Here is a 24,281-nt window from a genome sequence, read left to right as displayed (position 1 = left end):
GTGATCCCTACGAACGGATTATCGCCTGAACGGTAACAAAGATTCACAAGAATCCCACCTTATCGCCATCCGGCCCGCCCCTTAGAATTGCGCCACCTTCCCCGCAACACCCTCTCAGGAATTCGCAGCAGTGCCGCGTCGCATCAGCAGAGAGCTGAAGACTCTCAGTGTTTGGGCCTTATCGTTAGCAATCAGCGGCTGCATCGGAACCGGAGGAATTGCCCCTCAAGGCCAGTCACTCGTCGCCAATTCATTGGCCACCGACGAGGCGATCAAAAGCGCCGCCCAGGACGCCCACTGGCCCACCGCGCAATGGTGGCAAGCCTACGGCGACCCGCAACTCAACCACTGGATCGACCTCGCCGTGCAAGGCAGCCCGAGCATGGCCATGGCCGCTGCACGTGTGCGTGAAGCCCGGGCCATGGCCGGGATCGCCGAGTCGGCCGAGTCGTTGCAGATCAATGGTGATGCCACGCTCAAGCGCCATAACTGGCCCAGCGACCAATTCTACGGCCCGGGAGCGCTGGACAATTCCACCACCTGGGACAACAACGCGTCCCTGGGGCTGAGCTATGCCCTCGACCTCTGGGGCCGCGAAAGCAATGCCACCGAGCGCGCCGTGGACATGGCCCACATGAGCGCCGCCGAAGCGCGCCAGGCGCAGCTCGAATTGCAGAACAACGTGGTGCGCGCCTATATCCAGCTGTCGTTGCACTTCGCCCAGCGCGATATCGTGGCCGCCACCCTGGCCCAGCAACAACAGATTCTCGACCTTGCGCAAAAGCGTTTGAATGGCGGGATCGGCACCCACTTCGAAGTCAGCCAGGCCGAGACGCCGCTGCCGGAAACCCATCGCCAGCTGGACGCCCTGGATGAACAGATCGCCCTGAGTCGCAACCAGTTGGCCGCGCTGGCGGGCAAAGGGCCGGGGGAGGGCGCGCAGTTGCAGCGGCCCACCTTGTCCCTGGCCGCGCCGCTGAAACTGCCGTCGAGCTTGCCGGCCGAACTGCTCGGCCAGCGCCCGGACGTGGTCGCCAGCCGCTGGCAAGTGGCGGCCCAGGCCCGTGGCATTGATGTGGCCCACGCCGGTTTCTACCCCAACGTCGACCTGGTGGGCAGCCTCGGCTACGTTGCCACCGGCGGCGGGATGCTGAGTTTCCTCACGGGTAAAAAGCTCAACTACACCGCCGGCCCGGCCATCAGCCTGCCGATCTTCGACGGCGGCCGCCTGCGCTCGCAGTTGGGGGAGGCCAGCGCCGGCTACGACATCGCCGTCGCGCACTACAACCAGACCCTGGTCAACGCGCTCAAGGGCATCAGCGACCAGTTGATCCGCCGTGAGTCGATGGACAAGCAGCAGGACTTTGCCGCCGAATCCGTGGCCTCGGCGCAGAAAACCTATGACATCGCGATGATCGCCTACCAGCGCGGCCTCACCGACTACCTCAACGTGCTGAATGCCCAGAGCCTGTTGTTCCGCCAGCAGCAGGTGCAGCAGCAGGTCCAGGCTGCACGCCTGAGTGCCCACGCCGAACTGGTGACCGCGTTGGGCGGTGGCCTCGGTGCCGGCAGCGACGTGCCTCAGGACAGCCAGACCTTACCGAGCAAGACCCCGGCGGCCCTCGCCGTGTTTGATCACTGAGTAGGATGCGATGACTCCCTTGCCTGCACCGCTGCGCTGGTTGCACTCGCTTGAGTGGCGCCGTGGTTTCTTCGATTGGGCACGCAGTGATGGCGTGACCTGGGTCTATATTTTCAAGGTGCTGATCGCGGCCTTCCTGACGCTGTGGCTGGCCATGCGCCTGGAATTGCCGCAACCGCGTACCGCGATGATCACGGTGTTTATCGTGATGCAGCCGCAAAGCGGCCAGGTGTTCGCCAAGAGTTTCTACCGCTTCCTGGGCACCCTGGCGGGCTCGGCGGTGATGGTGTTCCTGATCGCGTTGTTTGCGCAGAACACTGAACTGTTCCTCGGTTCGCTGGCGATCTGGGTCGGCATCTGCACTGCTGGCGCGACCCGCAATCGCAACTTTCGCGCCTACGGTTTTGTGCTGGCCGGCTACACCGCGGCGATGGTCGGCTTGCCGGCCCTGGCCCATCCCGACGGCGCGTTTATGGCGGCGGTGTGGCGAGTCCTGGAAATCTCGTTGGGGATCGTCTGCTCCACGCTGGTCAGCGCCGCGATCCTGCCGCAAACCTCCAGCGCTGCGATGCGCAACGCCCTGTACCAGCGCTTCGGTGTGTTCGCGCTGTTCGTCACCGATGGCCTGCGCGGTCGCAGCGAGCGCGAAGGCTTTGAACGCAGCAACGTGCGCTTTATCGCCGAAGCCGTGGGCCTGGAAGGGCTGCGCAGCATCACCGTGTTCGAAGACCCGCACATGCGTCGGCGCAATGGCCGGCTGACGCGCTTGAACAGCGAGTTCATGGGCATCACCACGCGCTTCAACGCCTTGCACCAATTGCTCGAGCGCCTGCGCAGCCAGGAGGCCGATCACGTGGTGGCTGCCATCAAGCCGGGCCTGCAAGACCTGGCGGAACTGCTCGACGGTTTTTCCGGCCGTGCGCTCACCAGCCCCGATGCGGCGCGCCTGGCCAATCAGTTGAACGCCTACAAGGAAGGCCTGCCCGCCAAGGTGCGCAGCCTGCGCACCCGCTTCCAGGAAAGCGCCCCCAGCGACGCCGAACTGTTGGACTTTCACACCGCCTATGAGCTGCTGTACCGCTTCGTCGACGACTTGCACAACTACGCCCAGACCCACGCCTCCCTGGCGGATCACAGCCACGAGCGCGAACACTGGGACGAACCCTACACCCCAAAAACCAACTGGCTGGCCTGCGCCGCCTCGGGGATTCGCGCCTCGTTTATCCTGATCGTGCTCGGCAGTTACTGGGTGGCCACGGCCTGGCCCAGTGGCGCCACCATGACCCTGATCGCCGCGGCGACGGTGGGTTTGTCGGCCGCCACCCCCAACCCCAAGCGCATGGCCTTTCAAATGGCTTGCGGCACCTTGATCGGGGCGCTGGTGGGCTTTGTCGAAATGTTCTTCGTGTTCCCCTGGATCGACGGTTTCCCGTTGCTGTGCGTGATGCTCGCGCCGGTGATCATCTTCGGTTCGTTCCTGGCTTCGCGCCCGCAGTACGCGGGAGTCGGCGTCGGGTTGCTGATCTTCTTCAGTACCGGCTCGGTGCCGGACAACCTCACGATCTACAACCCCTATACCTTCATCAACGACTACATCGCCATGGTCATCGGCATGCTGGTGTGTGCGGCGGCGGGCGCGATCATCCTGCCGCCCAACAGCCGCTGGTTGTGGCGTCGGCTGGAGCAGGACTTGCGCGAGCAAGTGGTGTTCGCCATCAGCGGCAAACTCAAGGGCCTGGCGTCGGGTTTCGAAAGCCGCACCCGCGACCTGCTGCACCAGGCCTACGGCTTTGCCGCCGGGCAACCCCAGGTGCAACGCAACCTGCTGCGCTGGATGTTCGTGGTGCTGGAAGTCGGTCACGCGATCATCGAGTTGCGCAAGGAACAGGCGATCCTGCCGGTGCACCCGGCGTATGCCGAATCCCAGCCGTGGCGCCAGGCGATCCGGGTGATGGGCCGCTCGTTGGTGCGGCTGTTCCTGCAACCCAGCGCCAGCAACCTGGAGCGCAGCCTGATCGCCGTGGACCACGCCATCAGCCGCGTGCAGGCCACCGACGAACCCTTCGCCCCGCACTTCGACACCTCGGCCCTGCGCCGGGTAAAAAGCTACCTGCACTTTATCCGCACCTCATTGCTGGACCCGCAATCACCCCTGGCTGCCCTCAAGCAAGAAGGACCCGCCCATGCCTCGTGAAATCGCCTTCCACGGCGTCTACATGCCCACCATGACCCTGATGTTTCTGATCGCGGCGGGCCTGGCCTGGGCCCTCGACCGGTTTCTGGCCGGCTTTGACCTATACCGTTTTTTCTGGCACCCGGCGCTGCTGCGCCTGAGCCTGTTCGCTTGCTTGTTCGGCGCCCTGGCGCTGACCGTCTACCGTTGAGAATGCCCCGATGAAAAAGTTTTTCAGCCTGCTCGCGACCTTGCTGGTACTGGCCCTGGCGATCTGGATTGGCCGCACGTTGTGGGTGCACTACATGGAAACTCCCTGGACCCGCGATGGCCGGGTGCGCGCCGACATCATCAACGTCGCCGCCGACGTCACCGGCGAAGTGGTCAACGTTCCGGTGCGTGACAACCAGTTGGTGAAAAAGGGCGACCTGCTGATGCAGATCGACCCCGAGCATTACCAGATTGCGGTCAAGCAGGCGCAATCCCTGGTGGCGTCCCGCAAGGCCACCTGGGAGATGCGCAGGGTCAACGCCCACCGCCGCGCCGACCTCGACGCCCTGGTGATCTCCAAGGAAAACCGCGACGACGCCAGTAACATCGCCGACTCGGCCCTTGCCGACTACCAACATGCCCTGGCCCAGCTTGAAGCGGCGCAACTGAACCTCAAGCGCACCCAGGTGGTGGCGGCGGTCGACGGCTACGTCACCAACCTCAACGTGCACCGTGGCGACTACGCGCGTATTGGCGAGGCGAAGATGGCGGTGGTGGATATGAACTCGTTCTGGGTGTACGGCTTCTTCGAAGAAACCAAGCTGCCCCACGTCAAAGTCGGGGACAAGGCCGACATGCAGTTGATGAGCGGCGAAACCCTCAAGGGGCACGTGGAAAGCATTTCGCGCGGCATCTACGACCGGGACAACCCGGAGAGCCGCGAGTTGATCGCCGATGTGAACCCGACGTTCAACTGGGTGCGCCTGGCCCAGCGGGTGCCGGTGCGGATTCATATCGATGAAGTGCCGGAAGGTGTGCTGTTGGCGGCGGGGATCACCTGCACCGTGATCGTCAATCAAACACAAAACTGAATGTGGGAGCGGGCTTGCTCGCGAAGGCAGTGTGTCAGTCAACGAAAATATCGACTGATCCACCGCATTCGCGAGCAAGCCCGCTCCCACATTTTGACCGTGTCAGGCCTGTAGAAACGTCTCGTGCAAATGGCGCCACAGCAGGGCGCCACTGGCCTGTTTTTCAAACACCACGGTCGATCGCCGATCGGTTTGGGCACCGCTGCCATCCACCTGCTGTTCGCGATAACTTACCGTCGCGCCACGGGCGTGTCGGTCAATCCCGGCAAACTCGCTGAGGCTGATCCTGAACCCGGGCCGCTTGCCGCCAGCCTGGCTGAACAGCTGGTTGAGCAGTGCAAAATCCAGTTGTTTGCCCGCCGGGGTGATCATGGAAAAGTCCGGCGAAAAACGCTTCAGCAAAACCTCCAGTGTTCCCTCGGGGGCTGTGCCGGCAAACCATTGTTCGATCTCGACATGGGCCTGGATCACTTCATCAAAAAAATCGCGGTAGTCAATCATCGTGTGGGCTCGCTGGCAGGGTGAAGCAGTGTCCGTACCTTGGACGCATCCAGGCACAGTACGGCAAATAACGGAAACAGGGTCAAGGCTGCGGCAATCGCGAAGGTGACGGTGAACGAGTCCAGCGCAGCCAGCACCCCACTGAGCACGGCGGCACCGAGGCAAAAACTCAATTGCCGATTGATGTTCCACAAGGCGCTGGCATGCCCCATGCGCTCGGCCGGAATGTCGAGAAAGGCGAGGGTTTGCGCGGTGCTGCTGCACAGGCTGCCGCCCATGCCCATCAGGAGGTAGGCGAGCACCACGACAACCGGGTGCGGCTCGATCAGCAACAGGATGCCGAGGGCTTGCAGCAGCATGCCCGCCAGCAGCAGCGGCCTCGGCCCGCAGCGATTGAACAGTTTTTTGCTCAAGGCAATCGCCAGCCCCGAGGCCAGCGCCCACGGCAGCATCAGCGCGCCGATGTGGCTGGCGGTAAAGCCTAGGCCGTGCAGATAAAGAATCGCCACCAGGCTGGTGCCGATAAACACGCCCGGGATGAACAGGTAAACCAGCATCGCGACCCGCAGCATCGGGCGGCGAGCCTGGCCCAATACGTGACCGAGCTCCAGCGCCGGGCGTGTGGACGCGGGCGTGTCTGCCACCAGCCAGCGCAAGGTCAGCATCACGGTGATCAGCGCCAGCGGCAGGTTGGCGAAAAAGATCCAGCGCCACGACACGCTGTCCACCACCAGGCCACCCAATGCTGGCGACAACGCCGGAATCAGCAGCGCCACCAGCATGACCCTGGCTGTCAGTTGGCTGCGTTCTGCCGGCGGAAAATGCCGATAGGCCAAGGCTTGCCCCACCGGAATCAACAAGCCGCCACCCAAGCCCTGCAACAGGCGCCAGCCGATCAGCGCTTCAATCGAGGCGGCCTGGCCCACCAGCACCGAGGCTACGCCGAACAGCAACAGGCTGACGGCAATCAACCGGCGTTCACCCAGCAGCGCCGCCAGCCAAACACTCAGGGGAATGACGACGGTCAGGCCGAGCATGTAGGCGTTGCCGATCCATGCCAGTTGCGTGACCGAGGCGTGCAACTCGCGGGCGATGTCCGGGTAAGCGATGGTGGCGACAAACATGTTCACCAGGTCGAGGGCGAAGCCCAGTAGAAAGATCCAGGTGACTTTCGAGCGGTAGGTCATTGCGCAGTTCCTGCTGTGGATGGCGGCAGGGTAGGCGGGTGCGGGCACTTGGGAAACAGCGGTTTGACTGTTAGTTTGTCAAAAATATTTTGACAAAGGAGCGCGTGACCAATGGTCAGTCTGGATCGTTTCGACACCTTCAAGGCCGTGGTCGAGGCCGGTTCGTTGACGGCAGCCGCGGATGTCCTCGGGCAGACGCGAGCAGTGGTGAGCTTCAACCTCAAGCGCCTGGAAGCCGAGCTGGGCGTGACCCTGCTGACCCGCAGTACTCGGCAACTGGCACTGACCGATGCGGGCGAACGCTTTTACCTGCGCTGCACGCGCATGCTGGAAGAAGCGCGCCTGGCGGTGGAAGAAGCCCGTTCGGAGCACAGCCAGCTCAAGGGCACATTGCGGATCACCACCACCGTCGAATACGGATTGGCGGTGGTGGTGCCGGCAGTGGAAACCTTTCGCGGCCTGCACCCGGAATTGAACATCCAGTTATCCACCTCCTCCAGCCACGCTGACCTGATCTCCGAGCGCTTCGATGTGGCTATTCGATTGGGGCGGATGCTCGACTCCAATCATCGGGCGGTGCAGCTGTCGAGCTACGAAATCCTCGCCGTGGCTGCACCGGGGTTTGCCGGGGTCGCCACGCTGGAAGAACTGGAGCAACTGCCCAAGCTGGGGCACGGGCGGCTGACGGAGTTGACGGTGCTCGACCCGGCCGGCCATGAGCACCTGTACCGTCCAGGCCCCGGCAAGGCTTCACTGGTTGCCGACAGTGCCGCCATTCTCCAGGCGTTTGCCGTGCGCGGGCATGGCGTGGCGATCCTGCCCCAGTGGCTGGTGCAGGAAGACCTGGATGCGGGGCGTTTGGTGCGGTTGCTGCCGGGGTATCGATTTGCGCCGCAGGGGGTGTACGCGTTGTACCCGGATACCCGGCATTTGCCCCTGAAAGTGCGGGCCTTCATTGATTTCATGAAAGGCTGATCAGCCGAGAAACCGTGTGGCGAGGGAGCTTGCTCCCGCTGGGGGGCGAAGCACCCCTGAAAAGGTCAGCGCATTCTTTCAGGAAACTTGGATGGGTGGTTTTGGGGCTGCTGCGCAGCCCAGCGGGAGCAAGCTCCCTCGCCACGGGGAGGCGGGGACTCTTAGAGCTGGCCGCTCAGGCCAAAGCGTTTTTTCAAGACAGTCTCCAGCAAGCCCTTGGGCAGCAACGCCGCCATCAATGGCAGTGCCCGGCAACCATTACCCGAGCGCAACAGGCGCGGCGGCGTGCCCTGTTGCACGGCCTTGAGCACGTCCACGGCAAAATCGCGAGCGGGCGTAGGCCGATCCTGGGAGGCCTTGGCCCGGGCGCGGATGCTTTCGCGCAGTGGCCACCAGGGCGACTTTTCATTGATCAACAGTTCGGCCTGGGTGCCGGCGTTTTTTGCAAAACTTGTATCGATGGCGCCTGGCTGCACTTCCATCACCCGCACGCCGAACGGTGCGAGCTCCATGCGCAACGCATCACTCAAGGCATGCACTGCGGCTTTCGAGGCGCAATACGCACCGGCGAACGGTGTGACCAACACGCCGGACACGCTGCCGATATTCACCACCAACCCTTTACGGCGACGCAGGGCCGGGAACAGCGCCTGAGTCACGCCCACCACTGAGAATACGTTGGTCTCGAATTGCTGCTGCATCGCCTGGGTGCCGCCGTCGAGCAACGGACCCATGGCGCCATAGCCGGCGTTGTTGATCAGCACATCCAGCTCGCCGACCTGCCCGGCCAACTGCGCCAGTGCAGCGCTGTCGTTGACGTCCAGTTGCACCGCGTTAAAGCCGGCGCTGGCGAGTGCCGCCACATCCTCGCTGCGCCGGGCGCTGGCCCACACGTCAAAGCCGGCTTGCTTGAAGGCGTCCGCCAGGGCACGGCCAATGCCACTGGAGCACCCGGTGATCAGTACGTTGGGCATGGATCAGTCCTTTGTCGTTATCAGTCAGAGAAGCTGCCTTGCAAATGCTCGGCACGAAATTCCAGGGTTTGCGGGCGGTAGCCGGGGCGCAGCGGCGGCACTGGCAGGCAGTCTTCCCAGGTGGCGCCGGCCTGCAGTTCGCCGGGGCCGCGATAGCGCGGGGCAGCGTACACGTTGTCTGCCAGGTTGACCGTATCGCCCGGCGCATACGCGGCGATGCGCCAACGCAGTTCGGTCAGCGGTACGTTGTTGCCGTTGTTCAAGGTGAGCTTGAGCGGGCGGTCTGCGGGGCATTCTTTCGGCGCGTAGACGGTACGCAGTTCCAGGCGTGCCAATTGCTGGGCCTCGCGGTTGTCCAGCCACACCACCCATACCGCCACCAGGCCCAGGCCGACGGCGGCCGCGAGGGAAACCGGCAACGCCCTGGCGGGGTAGCGCAGCAAGAGGATCAGCCAGGTGATAATCAGCAAGACACCAAAGAACATGGCAACAACCTCGAAAACGGAACGGGCATCCTAACCAAGCGTAGGTGGAGTTGACCATCTTCGGGTTCCCCGGCCCCAAAGAAAAAGCCCCCGGCCCACCGGCTGCGGATAGGGGACGCAGTCGGTGGGGCGGGGGCTTGTTGTGCTGCTCTGTTTACTGCGCGATGGTTTTTACCGACACGCCACGCTCGATTGGCGTGGATCGACCGTAGATATCTTCAAAGCGTTCGATATCGTCTTCACCCAGGTAGCTGCCGGACTGCACCTCGATAATCTCCAATGGAATCTTGCCCGGGTTACGCAAACGGTGCACCGAGGCAATCGGGATGTAGGTGGACTGGTTTTCGGTGAGCAGGAACACGTTCTCGTCACAGGTGACTTCGGCGGTGCCGCTGACCACGATCCAGTGTTCGGCGCGGTGGTGGTGCATCTGCAACGACAGGCACGCGCCCGGTTTCACCGAGATGTGCTTGACCTGGAAGCGCCCGCCCATATCCACCGAGTCGTACGAGCCCCATGGACGGTACACCTCGCAGTGGTTCTGGGTTTCGCTGCGGCCCTGCTCGTTGAGGGTGTTGACCATCTGCTTGACGCCCTGGACCTTGTCCTTGTGGGCAATCATCATCGCGTCCTTGGTTTCCACCACCACGATGTTTTCCAGGCCAATCACCGACACCAGCTTGCCGTTGCCGTGGATCATGCAGTTCTTGCTGTCCTGGATCACCACGTCGCCCTTGCTGACGTTACCGTTGGCGTCTTTTTCATTCACGTCCCACAGCGATGCCCAGCAACCCACGTCGCTCCAGCCGGCAGTCAATGGCACCACGCAGGCCAGTTGGGTTTTTTCCATCACGGCGTAGTCGATGGAGTTGTCCGGGCAGCAGGCGAAGGTGGATTCGTCGATGTCGATGGTGTCTGCGGTTTGGTTGCTGCGTTCCAGGGTCAGCAGGCAGGTGTCGTAGATGTCCGGGTCGTGTTTTTTCAGCTCTTCGAGGAAGCGGCTGGCGCGGAACAGGAACATGCCGCTGTTCCAGAAATAACCACCGCTCTTGACGAATTCGGCGGCGCATTTTTCATCGGGTTTTTCCACGAACTGTTGCACGCGGCTGACGCCTTCGGGCAGCAGCGAATCGTTGGTCGACTTGATATAGCCGTAGCCGGTCTCCGGACGGGTGGCCGGCACACCGAACAGCACCATTTCGCCACGCTCAGCCGCCACAGTGGCCAGGGCCAGGGCGCGTTGCAGGGCTTTCTGGTCATCCAGCACGTGGTCGGCGGGCAGCACCAGCATCAGTTCGTCGCGGCCTTCGTTGACCAGCATCATCGCCGTCAGGGCCACGGCCGGCGCGGTATTGCGGCCGAACGGCTCCATCAGGATGCGCTGGGTTTCCAGTTTGCGGGCAGCCAGTTGCTCGTTGACGATAAAGCGGTGGTCCTTGTTGCACACCACGATGGGCGCGTCCATGCCGTCGAACACCAGGCGCTCCAGGGTTTGCTGGAACAAGGTGTGCTCGCCGGTCAGGGCCAGGAACTGCTTGGGAAACTGTTTACGCGAAAGCGGCCAAAGCCGTGAGCCGCTACCACCGGAAAGGATTACTGGGATCATGGTGTTTCTCCTTGAATCAAATTTGGTTAGAGCCTGTGGGAGCCGGGCTTGCCCGCGATGGCATCACCTCGGTGTACCTGATACACCGAGTTGTCCGTATCGCAGGCAAGCCAGCTCCCACAGGGGGCAGCGTCAATCTGAAAATCTAATCAGCGGGTCGACACAGGGCGTTTCACCCACACTGGCGACAGGTTGGCGCCGGTGCCGGTGACGTACAGCACTGCGGCCTCACCGCGTTCCAGAGCTACCGGCTTCACGTCGCCGACTTTTTTATCGCCTTCATACAGCGCCAGGCTGACCTTCACCGGGTTGATCTCGCGCTCGCCACGGCCCTTGGCGGCCACGGCCTGGACCACGTCGGTCTTGCCATCGGCGGTTTTCAGGGTCAGCGACTTGTCACTGAGGTTCTGCACGCGCACCAGGGATTTCTGCTTGTTCTTGAACGGCGGTTCTTCGATCAGTTGCGGTTGGCCGCTGCCGCTGCTGACCAGGGTGTAGTAGTGGTCGGCGGCGAGCTTGACCGGCAGGGTCTGGCTGCCGACCTTGGCGCTGTAGTCACCGCCCGGCATGAAGCTGAAGTCACTGCTGGCCAGCGGTGCAACCTCGTTGAGGTTGGTGCTGCCGACGGTGGCGCTGACTTCCTGGTTGCTGGCGTTGTACACCCGCACAAAGCTCGAGCCTTTTGGCGCGACGGGACCGTAGAGGGCGGCGTCGCCACCGGCGAAGGCGGACATCGAAACAACGCTCATGCCGGCGACGAGGGCAAAAGTTTTTGCGAGGTTAGTAGTGAAAGTCATGTGAGTTACCTCTCTTTCAGTTTTGCGCCCGGTCGGGCGTCTCGGAGTTCATGTTTTTAACGGTGGGGGTGTTGATAGCCATGTTCTGTTGGCGCATACCGGCTTGTTTGAGCTGCGCAACCCACTGCGGGTCGGCATCGCCGATTTCGTTGTTCACAGGCAGATAACGCTCGGGAAACTCCCAGATCAGCACCTGTGGCGGGCTGTTCTTGAAGTCGTCGCTTTTCAGGTAGCTGAGCATCGGCAGGATCGGGCCGTGGCCGTCTTCGGAGTAGTTGATGACGTCGCTGCCCAGGGCTTGCTTCAGCGCGCCGACAAAGTTCCAGTTCGGGTTGGCGCTGTAGCTGGTGCCCACCAGTGCCACCGGGGTTTCACTGTCGGTGAACAGCGCATCGTCGCCCTTGGTTTCAGCCAGGTGCGTCACGCGTTTTTGCAGTGGCTCCTTGGGCGGCATCAGGTTTTCGAACAGCGGGTCCAGCGGCAGGAACAGGCGCAGGTCGCCCTTGTGTGGCTCGGTCTTCTCGGCTTCGGTGACAAAGCGTTGAGGCTCGCCGCTCAGGGGCGTTTTGTTGGCAATTGTCTTGGCCAATTCTTTGGCCGCCACTTCAGCGCCGTCCGGGGTCCAGTGGGTGTCGGTGCGCAGGAACACTTGCTGGCCGTGCAGCTTGGCCTGTTGCAGCGGGCCCATCAGGTCAGGGGCGACGATCTTGTCGGCGGCCATGCGGGCATGGAAGTCCTGGTACAGACCGGCGCGGATGCTCGCCGGCTGCACTTCACCCAGGTGTTCCGGGTACAGCCGCACCTTGGCCGGCACGATCGCCATCACCAGTTGGATACCCTGGGCCTTGAGCTTCTGGCGCACGCCTTCCACCAAGGCGTAGTTGCCTTGCAGGTTCTGGTCTTCGTTGACGATCGGGTTGAATTCCTCGTCGCTGTACAACCAGTGGTCGCGGCCAATTACCACGCCAGGGCGGCCTTCGTTGAACAGCTTGTAGTCCAGCGCTGCCCAGAGGTTGGTGCCCAGGCGCTTGATCGGGAACTGGTCGTCGTAGTGGGTCTCGACGGCCTTGGTCCAGCGGCCGTTGAGCACGGTGGCGTCGGCGTTGGTGCTGAAGCCCAGGAAACTGCGCATCGACCAGGCGCCCAACGCCAGCAGCACGGCGAGGAACAAGGCGATGTAGAGGACGCGTAATGAACGGGTCATGGTCGGCTCCCTCAGAACTGGAAGTAAAGGAACGGCGAGAAGCTCTGCGCCGAAAGTTTGAGAATCGACGCCACGAACAGCAGCAGTACTGCGGCGCGCATGGCGTAGCGTGGCCAGGTGGCGCTCCAGTAGGCCGGTTGCACGGTGGCCTCGGTGCCCACGGTGTAGCCGGGCTCATGGATGCTGCCCGGGTTGTCGCCCGGTACGGCCTTGATCAAGCCCGGTTGCGCAGTCGCCGGGCCATCGGCCTGGGTGTTGACCGCAGGCTTGGTTTTTTCCGGTGGGCGGTTGTTGTAGAAGTCCCGCAGGCCGAAAAACGCCAGGGTTGCGTATGCCACCACCAGGGTTGCCACTTGCAGGCCGGTGAGGCTGGCGCGGTTGAGTTCCGACAGCGACCACTCGCCGAAGCTGAACATCGCGCCGTACATACGGCCGGCGACGTGCAGGTTTTCCGAGCGGAAGATCACCCAGCCCATCACCACCAGCAGGAAGGTGAAGGCCCAGCGCACAACGTTGAAACTGCGCGGTGCGGTGTTGAGGCCGATGGCTTTTTCAATCGCCAGCCACATGCCGTGCCAGGCGCCCCACACGATGTAGGTGATGTTCGCACCGTGCCACAGGCCACCGAGGAGCATGGTCAGGAACAGGTTGCGGTAGGTGGTCAGCGTGCCTTTACGGTTGCCGCCCAGGGTGATGTACAGGTAGTCACGCAGCCAGGTGGACAGGCTGATGTGCCAGCGCCGCCAGAACTCGGTGATCGACTGGCTGATGTACGGCTGCTTGAAGTTTTCCATGAAGCGAAAACCCATCATCAAGCCCAGGCCGATGGCCATGTCGCTGTAGCCGGAGAAGTCGAAGTACAGCTGCGCGGTGTACGCCAGTGCGCCGAGCCAGGCATCGCCAGTGGTGGGGTTTTGCAGGGCGAAGCAATGGTCGGCGACCACCGCCAGGGTGTCGGCGATAAACACCTTCTTGATGAAACCCTGCATGAACCGCGTGCAGCCCTCGGAGAATTTATCGAGGGTGTGGGTGCGGTTGTTGAACTGGTCGGCCAGGTCGCGAAAACGCAACACCGGGCCGGCAATCAGATGCGGGAAGATCGCCACGAACGCCGCAAAGTCGATCAGGTTGCGGGTGGCCGGGGTGTCGCCGCGGTACACGTCGATGATGTAGCTGATGGACTCGAAGATGTAGAACGAGATCCCGATTGGCAACAGCACGTGGGTGAGGATGAAGGGTTCCAGGCCCGCCGACTTCATCATCAGGTTGATGCTGTCGACACCGAAGTTGGCGTACTTGAAGTAGCCGAGGATGCACAGATCGACCGCCACGCCCAGCAGCAGCCAGCGCTGGGCCGGCTTGGTGCGCACGCCTGCCGCGCCGACCTTGAGGCCGATCCAGTAGTTCCACAGCGTCACGGCGGCGAACAGCGCCAGGAAGTCCACTCGCCACCAGGCGTAGAACACATAACTGGCAACCAGCAGCAGCAGATTGCGATAGCGTTGCCCGCTCAGGTAGTACAAGCCGAGGAAGATCGGCAAGAACAGGAACAGGAACACATTGGACGAGAAAACCATCCCGATCTCTCCATGTTTAACCAACAGTCAAGGGCCAACGGCCCCCCCAAACCCCCCCACCGAAATGAGAGGGCTATGTGATCGTTCCCACGCTCTGCGTGGGAATGCCTCACTGGACGCTCTGCGTCCGCTTTTGGGACGCGGAGCGTCCCTGGCTGCATTCCCACGCGGAGCGTGGGAACGATCAGCGACTAGCTGCCTTTGTTGCCTTTCTCATGCGCCGGGTCGTAGACCTTGGTCAGGTCACCCCCGAGGCGGAACGTCTTGAACGGCTGCATGCCGTGCTTGCGCTCGATCACATCCGGGGCGCAGGTGTAGAGGGTGCAGAAGGGCTCAAGCCAGGCAAATTTCATGTCTTCCTTGAGGTCCTTCATGTCCTGTTCCTTGCCGTTCTTCTGCTCGAAGATCTCCGGGTCTTTCACCCCGGCCAGCACCTTGTCACCCAGGCGTTTCAACGCGCCGTTGTTTTCCTGGCGCAGGTCTACACCGTTCACCAGGGCAAAACTGGCGATCATCGCCAGCGGCGGCAGGGCGTAGTTGTGGTACGACAGGGCCCGTTGCTGACGCTTCAATTCGTTGGGCAGGAAGCCTTGGGCATCCACCTGGTTGGCGCCGACCTTGTATTCCTTCACGGCCCAGTCAAACAGGTCGCGGCGGTTCACGGCGACGGAGGTCGCCATCACCGACCAGGCAGCCCAGTAGGAGTGGTTGTTGGTTTTATCCAGCGGCAGGTTGTCCCAGTCGCTCACCACCTGGTCGGCCATTTTGCTGAACCAGGCTTCGATCAACTGCGACTCCTGCTGGTGGTTGGCCAGCGGATGAGAGTCGGAGAACTTCAGGCGCACATAGGCCGACGCCATGCTGCCCAGTGCCCATTTGCGCATGGACTTGCCGGTGTGGTTGAAGTCCTTGGACATCAATGCATCGGCCTTGGCCCAGCTCGTGAGCCAGTTCAGCGTGCATTCCAACTGCTCCGGACGGCCGTCGCGCATGAATTGCATCACGCGCTTGCTGGTGTCTTTTTCCAGCTTGGTGATGTCGGCGGTGCTGTCGCGAAAGGCTTTTTCGGACTGCACATTCAGGGTGGAACGAGCCTTGTCCGAACCTTCGTACTTGCTGCGAAACTGCAGCGAGCCGGTGTACGGCGCGGGCATGGCGTCGCAGTCATTCTTGAAGTCGCCGGTCTTGAATGCTTCCACCGGGGCGAAATAACCCTGGGGCGGACGCAGTGGTGCGGCGGCGTTGACTTGGCCGGCAAACATCGCCAGGCCCAGCAGCGTTGGAATCAATAACTTCTGCATAAGTAACCTCATTGCCCCGTTGAAGCAGTCTGTTGACCACCGGCGGGGAATACGTTGCGTGTGCAAATTTTCGCTTCGACTTTCTGCGCGGCCTGGCCCGCTTCAGGGCCCTGCACTTCCACGGCCAGCAGGTTTTGCGTGGCCCAGTCTTCATCGGTGCGCAGTTCAAAGGCGAAACGCCCGTCTGTATCGGATGTTTCGGGTTTCTCGATCTTGATGTCCTCGTGGCGCCCGTTCATGTACCAGAGGGTGGCTTGCAGGGTTTTCACCGATGGGTCGGCGAAGCGGATGTCGACCTGGTGACTGCTGTTGCGCAGGTCTTTGTTCGAACTGTTCACCAGCAATTCGTTCTTGCCGGGTTTCAGCGTGGTGCTGGCGCTCATCTGGGCGGTCTTGCCTTCACAGCCGTTGTCCAGCAGCGACATCATCTGGCGGTAGATGGTCTCCTGGTCCAGGCGATACAGCGGCGAGAATTCCCAGATCAGGATCTTCGGCGGGGTCTTCTGGAATTCTTCGCTGCCCAGGTACTGGATCATCGAGCCTTCCAGGCCACCACCGGGGAAGGCGACGTTAAGGATGTCGGCACCGATTTCCTGTTCCAGGAAGCCGGCGAAATTGTAGTTCTTGCCACTGTGGCTGGTACCCACGAGGGTGATCTGCGGGTTGCCGGAATCACCGAACAGGTCGCCGTCCGCCGCTTCGCCCTTGGGCTCGGTGGTGAACTGGTCCATGTACTGGATCGCGTAGCTGGTGCCGCACAGTTGCCCGGCCATGTTGTGCAGGGTGCCGGTCTTGCCCATGCGCCCGGACCGTTTGGTCTCGAATTCGCGCTGGGGGATGCCGGCAAATTCAGGCATCGCCCGCACTTTCGCGCCGACGATTTTGGCGGTGCGCTGGGCGCCGTATGGCGTCCAGTGTTGGTCGCCGCGGAAGTAGAAATCGTGGGCCGGCAATTCATCCGGCAGTTGCTCGTTGGTCAGCGGCGACAGGTCCGGTACGACGTAGCCCATCTTGGCGAAGCGCCCGAGCATGGTCTTGTAATTGCCCAGGGCCTTGTCGAAATCGAACCTGGCTTTCTCTTCAGGGTTGAGCTTGTTGCGGTTCACCAAGCCACGGGTCGGCTGGTAGACCACCACCAGTTCCACGCCCTTGCTCTTGAACGCATCGTGCAGCTGCTGCATGCGTTTGTAGCCGGCGGGGCTGGTGTCGAATTCGGTGCGCAGGTCTTCCTGGGTCCGGAACAGCCAGTCGCCCTGGGCTTGCACCAGGGTGGTGAAGTTCTGCTGGTAGCGGGTGGTGTAGTTCTTCGCGTCGTGGGCGGCCGGGCACAGGCTGCAGCACGGCTCGGCGGTGAAGGTTGGCGCCTTGATTTCGTCGGCGCGCACGCCCTGGCTGGCCGCGAGCAGGCCGAGGGTCAAACCCGAAAGGCTGAGCAGTTTGATCATGTGTGGGTGCATAAAGGTCATCCTCAGTCCTGCATTTCGGTCTGGCGTTCGACAGGGTCGATCAGCACGGCTTTCTTCTGGCGTACCAGCAAGTCGAGGATCTCTTCCTGGCGATCGCCAAGAACGCCCGAGAAGCTGATGCCACTGGATTTGGTCGGCGCAAGCATCGATACGCGGTACAGCTCGACGCTCAACGGCGAGTCGATGGACAGCGGCCCGCTGCCGTTGGCGGCCAGTTCACCGCCGACCACGATCAGCGAGACCTTGGTGTCGAACGGGTCGAGGGCGATGTCGCGGTCGGTGTCGGTCAAATCCTTGATGTGGCCGTACACGCCGGTCAGCCCGTTGGCCATGGCAATGTTCTCGTACAGGCGAATGTTCACGCTGTTACGCACGCGGATGCCGTGGCGACGGTTGCTGATCACCTTGTTGCCCCACAGCAGGTTATCGCCGCTCTCATAGAGGGTGATGCCGTCGGTGTGGTTGCGGTAGATCTCGTTGTCGGCGATCAGGTTGTTGACGCTGTTACGGTCGATCACCAGGCCCGAGAGCTTGTTGTCGAAGCTGCGGTTGTTGAAGATGAAGCTGTCGTTCACTTCCCGGGAAATGATGATGCCGTGCTTCTTCTTCGTGCCGTAGACGGTGTTGTCGGTGATGATCAGGCCGTGTGAACGGTCGTGGGGGTCAATGCCGTAGACGATGTTGTCTTTGTAGGTATTGCCCTTGAGCACAAAGCCGGTGGTTTCGTAGCAGTAGAAGCCGTACCACATGTCCGAGAACTCGGAGTCGACGATCCAGCCCGTCGGCTCGGGGCGCTTGAGCACCTTGGCCATGTTCGGCGTGTATTGGGAAATACTCACGCCATACGACTTACTGTTGGCGTAGCCGAAACTGGCCATCTTGCTGTTGGCTATGTAGGTCTCGGTGCCGCCCCAGGCCAGCAGGAACGGGCGGAATTCCTTGGGCGACTGGAAGGTCGCCGGGCCGTTGGTCTTCTCGCGCCAGCCGGTGATTCTGGTGTCACGTACGAACAACTGGCCGTCGTTGATCAGGAACGAACCGGCTTCCTGGGACAGGCGCAGCTCTTGAGTCTGCTTGTCGATTTCGAGGATGCCTTTACGGCCCACCACGATCGGCAACTTGGCCAGGAACACCCCCGGCGAGGTTTCGCTGAAGTACTGCTTGGGCACTTTCTTCAGCAGGTCCTTGAGGTTCATGTAGCCGTCGTCGACAAAGATCGCCTGGGGAATGCCGTGCTGGCGCACTACCCATTCGGCCATCTTGTTGTCGCCGCCGATGAAGTCCTTCAGGGCGTCTTCCTGCATCATCCGGCGGATGCTGATTTTGCCTGGCTTGGTACGCACGATCTTTTTCGCGATATTCGCCGCGGTGTAGCCGGACACGTCCGGCAGCGCAGGCTTGGCCATCTCCAGCGGCTCGGTCGGCGGGCTGGAGATGGTGTAGGTCTTGGCCTGTTGCAGCTCTTTGGCGATGGTCGGCGCTTTGTCGGCGAAGGCCGAGGCGCTGGCCAGCAGCATGGCCGCGACGAGCAGGCTTTGAGACTTCATTGCGCAGGCTCCCATCAGAACTTCCAGATCACGTCGACAAAGGCGCGATGCATGTACGAGTCGACCTGGCTGCCATAGGCGTCGCCCGGCTTGAACACGCCTGCACGGAAGCGCACCAGGGCCGACGGCTCGTCGATCGACTGGCTGAGCCCGGCCGGCAGCAGGCCTTTCTTGAAGTACTTGGTGACCACCAGGTCCATCTCCTGGCCCAGGTCTTTCTTGCCGTCTTCAAGCGGCAGGGACGTGCTGGACAGGATCGCGCCGGTCACGTCATCGGTGTTGTTCTGCACGGCATCGATGCCGTTGCTGCCCACCGGCTTGTTGCCGTCGACGCGCCAGAACTTGTGGTACACCAGGCTTGCGTCATAGTCCTCGCGCAGCTGCCAGGACCCGAACAGGCTCATGGACTGCATGTTGTTCATCTCGCCGCGAAACGCTTCGCCGAAGCGATGGACGCGGGACTGGGTACCGGTCCAGTTCGAACGGTTGCTTTGCAGGCCGTTCTGCTCGTATTCGGCACTGGCGCGGGAGTAGGCGGCGCCCACTTGCCACTGCGGGTCGAGGCGCAGGCGCACACCCAGGTCGGTGGCCCAGCCATTCACGTCATCGCTGCGCTTGGCGTTGGCCGGGCGGGTGCCGTCGGCGTTCAAGGCGTTGACCGTGTCGCGGTCGCCCTGCATGCCGGTGACGCTCGCCCAGTAGTTGACGGTGTTGGTGTTGCGCCAGTTGTAGGCGTCGCTGTTGGCTTCGATGCCGAGCCAGGTCAGGTCGCCGTTCTCGCGCTTGTCCAGCGAGTCGGTGGCCACGCCCGGTTCCGGGTAGTCGAGCTTGCCGTCATCATGGGTGTGGTGAGCGCGCAGGCCGATCCACTGGCCTGGCGTCCACTGGTAGGCGGCGTCGGCGTGCAGGTGCTGACGGTCCTTGTCCTTGGGCGACAGTTCCTTGAGGTCGGTGCGGTATTCGCTGAAGCGCTCGGCGACGCCGACATTGGCCTTGAGCAAGGTGGTGTCGAAGGTCCAGTTCAGCGCTTCGATATTGGTGTCGCGCCATTGGCCGTCGTCATTGCGCAGGCGTTGGCGACCGAGCTTGAGGATCTCGCCGGGGTAGGGCGTGAAGCCGCCATAGGCGACCCAGAACTCGCGCATCGCCAGGTAGTTCTTCTTGCTCTTGCGGTCGTCATTGCTGGTCTGTTGAGTGGCGTCATCCGAGGACTGTTGCAGGGTGTCGGTCTCGATGATGTCGCTGGAGGTCACGGCCTGGCCCATGGCGTAGGCGCTCCAGTTGCCGCTTTCACCGTAGATCCACGGGCGCAGGTCAAGGCCGATGCCGTTGACGTCGCCGCCTTTCTGGGTGCCCAGGTCGCGGTCATCTTCGGACTGGCCGGTGACTTTGACTTCCAGGCCGAAGTTCTTGGCTTCGGTCAGCGCCGCCAGGGTCGGGCACGACCACAGCAGGGCGAAGGTCAGGCCGATACCGGCCTTGACGAATGGGTTGAGCTTCATAGGGATTCCTCGCCGTCTTCTTCTTGCAGGGCGTGCAATTGCAGCGTGCTTTGGGCCAGGGTGCCGCGCACGGCCAGCTCCTGTTGCACCAGGCGTTGGCCTTCGGCGCGTTGTTCCGGGGTCAGCGGCGCTTCGAGCTGGGTCGCCAGGTCGTTGGCTTCCGGCGTGTCCTGGGCCTTGGCCAACTGGCTGAAGACATAGGCGTTAAGCGGGTCGGGCTTGGTGCCCTTGCCTTGGGAAAACAGCTGGGCAATCGCGAAGTCGGCGCTGTTCTGGCCGTTGCGCGCAGCGGTCAACAGATGGTCCAGGGCCTTTTGCGAATAGACCTTGCCCAGGTAGCCACGGCGGTAGATCTGGCCGAGGTAGTAGTCGGCGGCGACTTCGCGGCCGACGGCTTTCTGGAAGTGCTCTTCGGCGGCCTTGGCGTCAGCCGGGACCCACTTGCCTTCGTAGTAGAGCTTGCCCAGCAACAGTTCGGCGCGGGGCTGGTCGGCGGCGCGGCCGTTGTCGAGGTACTTCATCATCTGGTCGACGTCGCCCAGTTCCGGGAAGTCGTAGAGCAGTTGCGCCAGGCTGACCCAGGAGGCCGGGTAGCCGGGGGCGATTTTTTCCAGCAGGGCCTGGGCGGTTTTTTCGTCGGTCTTGCCCAGGCTTGCATCACCCAGTACACGAGCCACGCTGTCGACCCGTTGGGCGGTGACGGTGCCGCGGCTGTAGCCGGCTTCCATCTGCTTGAGCAGTTCGGCCTGTTTTTCCGGCTCGGCTTTTTTCTGGTAGACCGTGGCCAGCTCGACGTAGCAGATATCGGTGGTGTTCAGCGCCGCCTTGCAGATGCTTTCCACTTCATCCAGGTGCTGGTCGTAGGTGTCCTGGGTGCGATACAGCAGCACCTGGGCGAGACCGGCTTCCGGGTAACCCGAGGCGCGCCATTTGCTGATCTGCTGCTGGGCGTTGATGTTCGGGAAACTGTGCGGGTATTGCAGGTAGAGCATTGCCAGCGGGATCAGGGTGTTGCCTTCGCCATTGGCAAAGGCTTTTTTCAGCAGGCCTTCGGCTTCATGGTGTTCGGCTTCGGTCGCGCCGGGCTTGGCCACCAGCAGGCGGCCCAGGCGTGCCTGGGCACGGGGCGATGTATCGGCGGCCGCGCGGTACGTCGCTTCGGCCTGCTTGATTTGCTCGGGGTCGCGGGTGCCGACCTGGATATCCGCCAGGCCCACTTGGGCCTCGCTGTAGCCCAAATCCGCGAGCTGCTGGTAGTTCTGCTGGGCAGTGACGGTGTCGCCACGTTTCAGCGCTTCATTGGCCAGGCGTTGGTCGGGCAGGCCGGCGCAACCGGCGAGGCTGACCGCAACAGCCAGCAACGCCACAGTTCCCATGTGGGAGCGGGCTTGTTCGCGAAGGGGCCCTGTCAGTTGATGCATGTGTTGGCTGACACACTGCTTTCGCGAGCAAGCCCGCTCCCACAGGGATTGCGGTGTTTTTGAGAGAGTCATCACAGGCATGTCCTCTGCTTACAGACCGTTGGCCATGGCTTTGTCGATCAGCCAGTTCAGGGACGGGCCGCGATCGCTGGTCACTTCAACCGGGCGACCGGCGTAGGTGCTGTCCAGCGGGGCGTCGGGTTTGATCTGCACGCGGATGTCGGAGGACATTTCGCTGCTGTTCAGGCTGGTGCTGCTGACGATGGTGCCGGTGCGTACCTGCTCTTCATCCGCTACCTGGAAGTTCACGCGGGTGCCCGGGCGTACGTCGGCAAACTGGCGATAGGAGAAGCGCGCATCAACGTTGGCCTGGCTGCCGCGTGGCACCAGTTGGAAGATCACGTCGCCCTTGCTGGCGTACTGACCGTCGGCGACCAGTTGCTGGGCCACGACGCAGTCGCAAGGGGAGGTGAGGGTGCCGGTCATTTGCTTGCCGAACAGCTCTTCGACCTTGGCCGGTTGCAGCTGGTCTTCGTCCAGATGGCCCTTGAGTACGTCGAGCATGCTGGTGCTGAAGGTTGCCAATGGCGCGCCTTTGGCGGCGACCGCATCGCCTTTGATCAGGCTTTGCACGGTGCCATCGCGGGGCATGGTCACGTTCATCCCGGGCACGCTCACCAGGCCGGAGGTGGCGTGGCTGACGAAGTACATGCCGTACACCGATTTGACCACGAAGCCGAATGCCGCCAGGCCCACCACGAAGATCCCGAGGCTGAAAGTCACCGCCCGCAGGCGGCCACCGACGCTCATGTTGCTGCCGCCGTCCTTGACCTTGCGCGCCTTGGTGAAGTTGTCGCGTTGCAGGGTTGCCAGCACGTCACCCATGGTCACGATGTCACCGGCCAGGTGCGAGGTGATCAGGTGGCGCAGGGTGGAGATGTCTTGTGCATCGAGGTTCTGGAACTGGCAACCGGTGCGGCCGGTCTGGCGGTCGTAGGAGCGAATCTGCAGCTCGACGTCCATCGCCAGGCCCAGGTTGTCGATCACGAACTGCAAGCGACCCTTGTGCACATCGCCGACTTTCAGCGGCTGCTGCGGGGCGTTGAAGGCCAGGCCGCCGGCTGACAGGTCGATCACCCGCACTTCCATCGGTGTTTGATCGGCGCCGAAGAAGCGCAGCTTGGCCGGGATTTTGACCCGGGCGTGTTGGCGCTGGGCTTCGGATTCGTGGACAACGTTGGCGTTTACTGGGCTATTCATGGTGTTTAGTTCCTAGTTAATTCAGGCTTGGCAGGGTCAAACCATCATCAGCAACACGGCGACGAAAATGCTGCCGGCGGAGAAGGTCATGGTCCGAGACGACCAGGTGTTGAACCAACGTTGAAAGCTGGCCAAATCGCGGGTCAGTTTGGTGTCCTGGCGGGTCCAGGACTGTTGATCAAGGCGGAAGAACACGTAGATCTTCACCAGCGCGCCCATGATCTGGTTGTAATAGAGAATCACCGGGTAAGCCGGGCCGATCTTGTGGCCGGAGCACGACAGCAGCAGGGTCAGAATCAGGCGGGTGATGCCGATCCACAGCAGGTAGGCGAGGATGAACGCGCCGCCGTATTTGAAGGTGGCGATGATTGCCACGGTCAGCCCCAGCAGGGAGGTCCACATCGACACGCGTTGATCAAACAGCACGATGCTGGTGAACAGGCCCAGGCGACGCATACCCAGGCCCAGGGCACGTGAGTTCTGGCGCAGGTTGTTGCCGTACCAGCGGAACATCAGTTTGCGGCTGGCCTTGATAAAGCTCTTTTCCGGCGGGTGTTCCACGGTGTGAATCGCGGCATCCGGCACATAAAAGGTGTCGTAGCCCAGGCGCATCAGGCTGAACCAGCTGGACTTGTCGTCACCGGTCAAAAACTTGAAGCGGCCCAGGCGCCAGTGTTGCAGCGAGTCGCTTTCCACATCGGCAATGAAGCCCGGGTCGGTGACCACGTTGGCGCGGAATACCGACATGCGGCCGGTCATGGTCAGCACGCGTTTGGACAGGGCCATGGAGCACATGTTGATGTGGCGCTGGGCGAAGCGCAGCTTGTGCCACTCGCTCATGATGTAGCCGCCGCGCACTTCGCAGAACTCGTTGGTGGTCAGGCCGCCGACATTGCCGAACAGCTGGAACCACGGCACGGTCTTGCGCACGACGCCCTCGGCGAGCACGGTGTCGCCATCGATCACGGCCACTACGGCGCGGTTGTCCGGCAGGTGGCGGGAGATGGCGCGAAAACCGAAGGCCAGGCCGTCACGCTTGCCGGTACCGGCGATGCGCACGAAGTCCAGCTTGACGTGGTCGGGCGGGTTCATCCTGGCCCACAGGCTCTTGACCAGCAGCTCATCGGACATTTCCACCAGGGAGCAGACCACGGTGGTAGGGAAGCCACATTCGATGGCCTCGCGGATCACCGAGCTGTAGACCTGGGCCGTGGTCAGCGCGTCGATCCGAAAGCTGGTAACCATCAGGAATACGTGGGACGGGTCTGCCGCCTTGCCCAGCTTGCGCACTTTGCGCCGCAGGTGCGGGTAGACCACGTACAGGAACAGCATGCCGCGAAAGAAATGCGTAGCACCCATCGAGTAGCGCCAGATACCGACGGCGCCAATCAGGAAAATAAAATTCTTCGACTCTGAGTCGAACGTACTCGCCGGCAACAGCAGGGCGAGTCCCATCAGCAGGCTCAGGAAAAACAGCCAGCCGGCAGATTGGAGGAGTACGTGTTTTAACTTGGACATAGGCGTCATTCCGCAGGTGAAGGAGGTTTCAAGCAGCAAGCGCCGGGGATCAGGACGCTTGCC

20 protein-coding genes are annotated in these 24,281 nt (G+C 62.2%); 5 read left to right on the top strand and 15 right to left on the bottom strand.

The window, feature by feature from the left end; translation table 11 throughout:
• The first annotated feature begins 130 nt into the window (after positions 1–130).
• The 4 genes from HX805_RS10735 to HX805_RS10720 are packed head-to-tail and all read left to right on the top strand — an operon-like array spanning position 131 to position 4,897.
• Positions 131–1,642, top strand: coding sequence for an efflux transporter outer membrane subunit (locus tag HX805_RS10735; RefSeq protein WP_177116863.1), 1,512 nt, complete (start codon positions 131–133; stop codon positions 1,640–1,642).
• Positions 1,643–1,652: 10 nt separating this feature from the next.
• Positions 1,653–3,836, top strand: a complete 2,184-nt coding sequence (locus tag HX805_RS10730) for an FUSC family protein (RefSeq protein WP_177080105.1) — start codon at positions 1,653–1,655, stop codon at positions 3,834–3,836.
• Positions 3,826–4,026, top strand: coding sequence for a DUF1656 domain-containing protein (locus tag HX805_RS10725; protein ID WP_003216262.1), 201 nt, complete (start codon positions 3,826–3,828; stop codon positions 4,024–4,026). The genes HX805_RS10730 and HX805_RS10725 overlap by 11 nt, the downstream gene beginning before the upstream one ends.
• Positions 4,027–4,036: 10 nt before the next feature.
• Positions 4,037–4,897, top strand: a complete 861-nt coding sequence (locus HX805_RS10720; RefSeq protein ID WP_177049047.1) for an HlyD family secretion protein — start codon at positions 4,037–4,039, stop codon at positions 4,895–4,897.
• Positions 4,898–4,999: 102 nt separating this feature from the next.
• On the opposite strand, the gene HX805_RS10715 is transcribed toward HX805_RS10720, so the two are convergent.
• Together HX805_RS10715 and HX805_RS10710 are read right to left on the bottom strand one after the other, a co-directional pair.
• Entirely contained in the window at positions 5,000–5,398 is a 399-nt protein-coding gene (locus HX805_RS10715) for a DUF4440 domain-containing protein (RefSeq protein WP_102606053.1), read from the bottom strand.
• On the bottom strand, positions 5,395–6,585 hold the full coding sequence (locus HX805_RS10710; RefSeq protein ID WP_177080106.1) for an MFS transporter: 1,191 nt from the start codon (positions 6,583–6,585) through the stop codon (positions 5,395–5,397). The genes HX805_RS10715 and HX805_RS10710 overlap by 4 nt, the downstream gene beginning before the upstream one ends.
• Positions 6,586–6,696: 111 nt before the next feature.
• Here HX805_RS10710 and HX805_RS10705 point away from each other — a divergent pair, with 111 nt between their 5' ends.
• A complete protein-coding gene (locus HX805_RS10705) occupies positions 6,697–7,560 on the top strand; it encodes a LysR family transcriptional regulator (RefSeq protein WP_003216270.1) in 864 nt (287 codons plus the stop codon).
• A gap of 161 nt (positions 7,561–7,721) precedes the next feature.
• Here the strand turns inward: HX805_RS10705 and HX805_RS10700 are convergent, their stop codons facing one another.
• The 13 genes from HX805_RS10700 to alg8 form a co-directional block, all read right to left on the bottom strand.
• The gene (locus HX805_RS10700; RefSeq protein WP_177040274.1) at positions 7,722–8,534 is read right to left on the bottom strand and encodes an SDR family oxidoreductase; all 813 of its coding nucleotides are present in this window, start codon (positions 8,532–8,534) and stop codon (positions 7,722–7,724) included.
• Positions 8,535–8,554: 20 nt separating this feature from the next.
• Positions 8,555–9,019, bottom strand: a complete 465-nt coding sequence (locus tag HX805_RS10695; RefSeq protein WP_003216273.1) for a hypothetical protein — start codon at positions 9,017–9,019, stop codon at positions 8,555–8,557.
• Positions 9,020–9,173: 154 nt separating this feature from the next.
• On the bottom strand, positions 9,174–10,625 hold the full coding sequence (locus HX805_RS10690) for a mannose-1-phosphate guanylyltransferase/mannose-6-phosphate isomerase (RefSeq protein ID WP_177080107.1): 1,452 nt from the start codon (positions 10,623–10,625) through the stop codon (positions 9,174–9,176).
• A gap of 149 nt (positions 10,626–10,774) precedes the next feature.
• Positions 10,775–11,422, bottom strand: coding sequence for an alginate O-acetyltransferase AlgF (locus tag HX805_RS10685; RefSeq protein ID WP_008434181.1), 648 nt, complete (start codon positions 11,420–11,422; stop codon positions 10,775–10,777).
• 16 nt (positions 11,423–11,438) lie between these two features.
• Entirely contained in the window at positions 11,439–12,626 is a 1,188-nt protein-coding gene (locus tag HX805_RS10680) for an alginate O-acetyltransferase (RefSeq protein WP_102369877.1), read from the bottom strand.
• Positions 12,627–12,637: 11 nt separating this feature from the next.
• The gene (locus HX805_RS10675) at positions 12,638–14,203 is read right to left on the bottom strand and encodes an MBOAT family protein (RefSeq protein ID WP_177080108.1); all 1,566 of its coding nucleotides are present in this window, start codon (positions 14,201–14,203) and stop codon (positions 12,638–12,640) included.
• A gap of 191 nt (positions 14,204–14,394) precedes the next feature.
• The gene (locus tag HX805_RS10670; protein WP_008434173.1) at positions 14,395–15,504 is read right to left on the bottom strand and encodes a mannuronate-specific alginate lyase; all 1,110 of its coding nucleotides are present in this window, start codon (positions 15,502–15,504) and stop codon (positions 14,395–14,397) included.
• A gap of 8 nt (positions 15,505–15,512) precedes the next feature.
• Complete coding sequence (locus tag HX805_RS10665; RefSeq protein WP_076014451.1) at positions 15,513–16,961, bottom strand: alginate O-acetyltransferase; 1,449 nt, start codon at positions 16,959–16,961, stop codon at positions 15,513–15,515.
• A gap of 11 nt (positions 16,962–16,972) precedes the next feature.
• Positions 16,973–18,532: a mannuronan 5-epimerase AlgG gene (gene algG / locus HX805_RS10660; RefSeq protein WP_043225844.1), complete on the bottom strand. Its 1,560-nt coding sequence runs from the start codon at positions 18,530–18,532 to the stop codon at positions 16,973–16,975.
• Complete coding sequence (locus HX805_RS10655) at positions 18,532–20,019, bottom strand: alginate export family protein (protein ID WP_177116862.1); 1,488 nt, start codon at positions 20,017–20,019, stop codon at positions 18,532–18,534. Before HX805_RS10655 ends, algG begins: the two co-directional genes overlap by 1 nt.
• Positions 20,016–21,395, bottom strand: a complete 1,380-nt coding sequence (algK, locus tag HX805_RS10650; protein ID WP_218167325.1) for an alginate biosynthesis TPR repeat lipoprotein AlgK — start codon at positions 21,393–21,395, stop codon at positions 20,016–20,018. The genes HX805_RS10655 and algK overlap by 4 nt, the downstream gene beginning before the upstream one ends.
• 135 nt (positions 21,396–21,530) lie before the next feature.
• A complete protein-coding gene (locus HX805_RS10645; protein WP_003216292.1) occupies positions 21,531–22,700 on the bottom strand; it encodes an alginate biosynthesis protein Alg44 in 1,170 nt (389 codons plus the stop codon).
• 36 nt (positions 22,701–22,736) lie between these two features.
• Positions 22,737–24,218, bottom strand: coding sequence for a mannuronan synthase (gene alg8, locus HX805_RS10640; RefSeq protein ID WP_003216294.1), 1,482 nt, complete (start codon positions 24,216–24,218; stop codon positions 22,737–22,739).
• Positions 24,219–24,281: the final 63 nt, after the last annotated feature.

Source organism: Pseudomonas sp. G5001, assembly GCF_013385475.1.
In the GTDB taxonomy this organism is placed as follows: Bacteria; Pseudomonadota; Gammaproteobacteria; order Pseudomonadales; family Pseudomonadaceae; genus Aquipseudomonas.
This window is presented reverse-complemented; position numbering and strand designations above follow the sequence as displayed.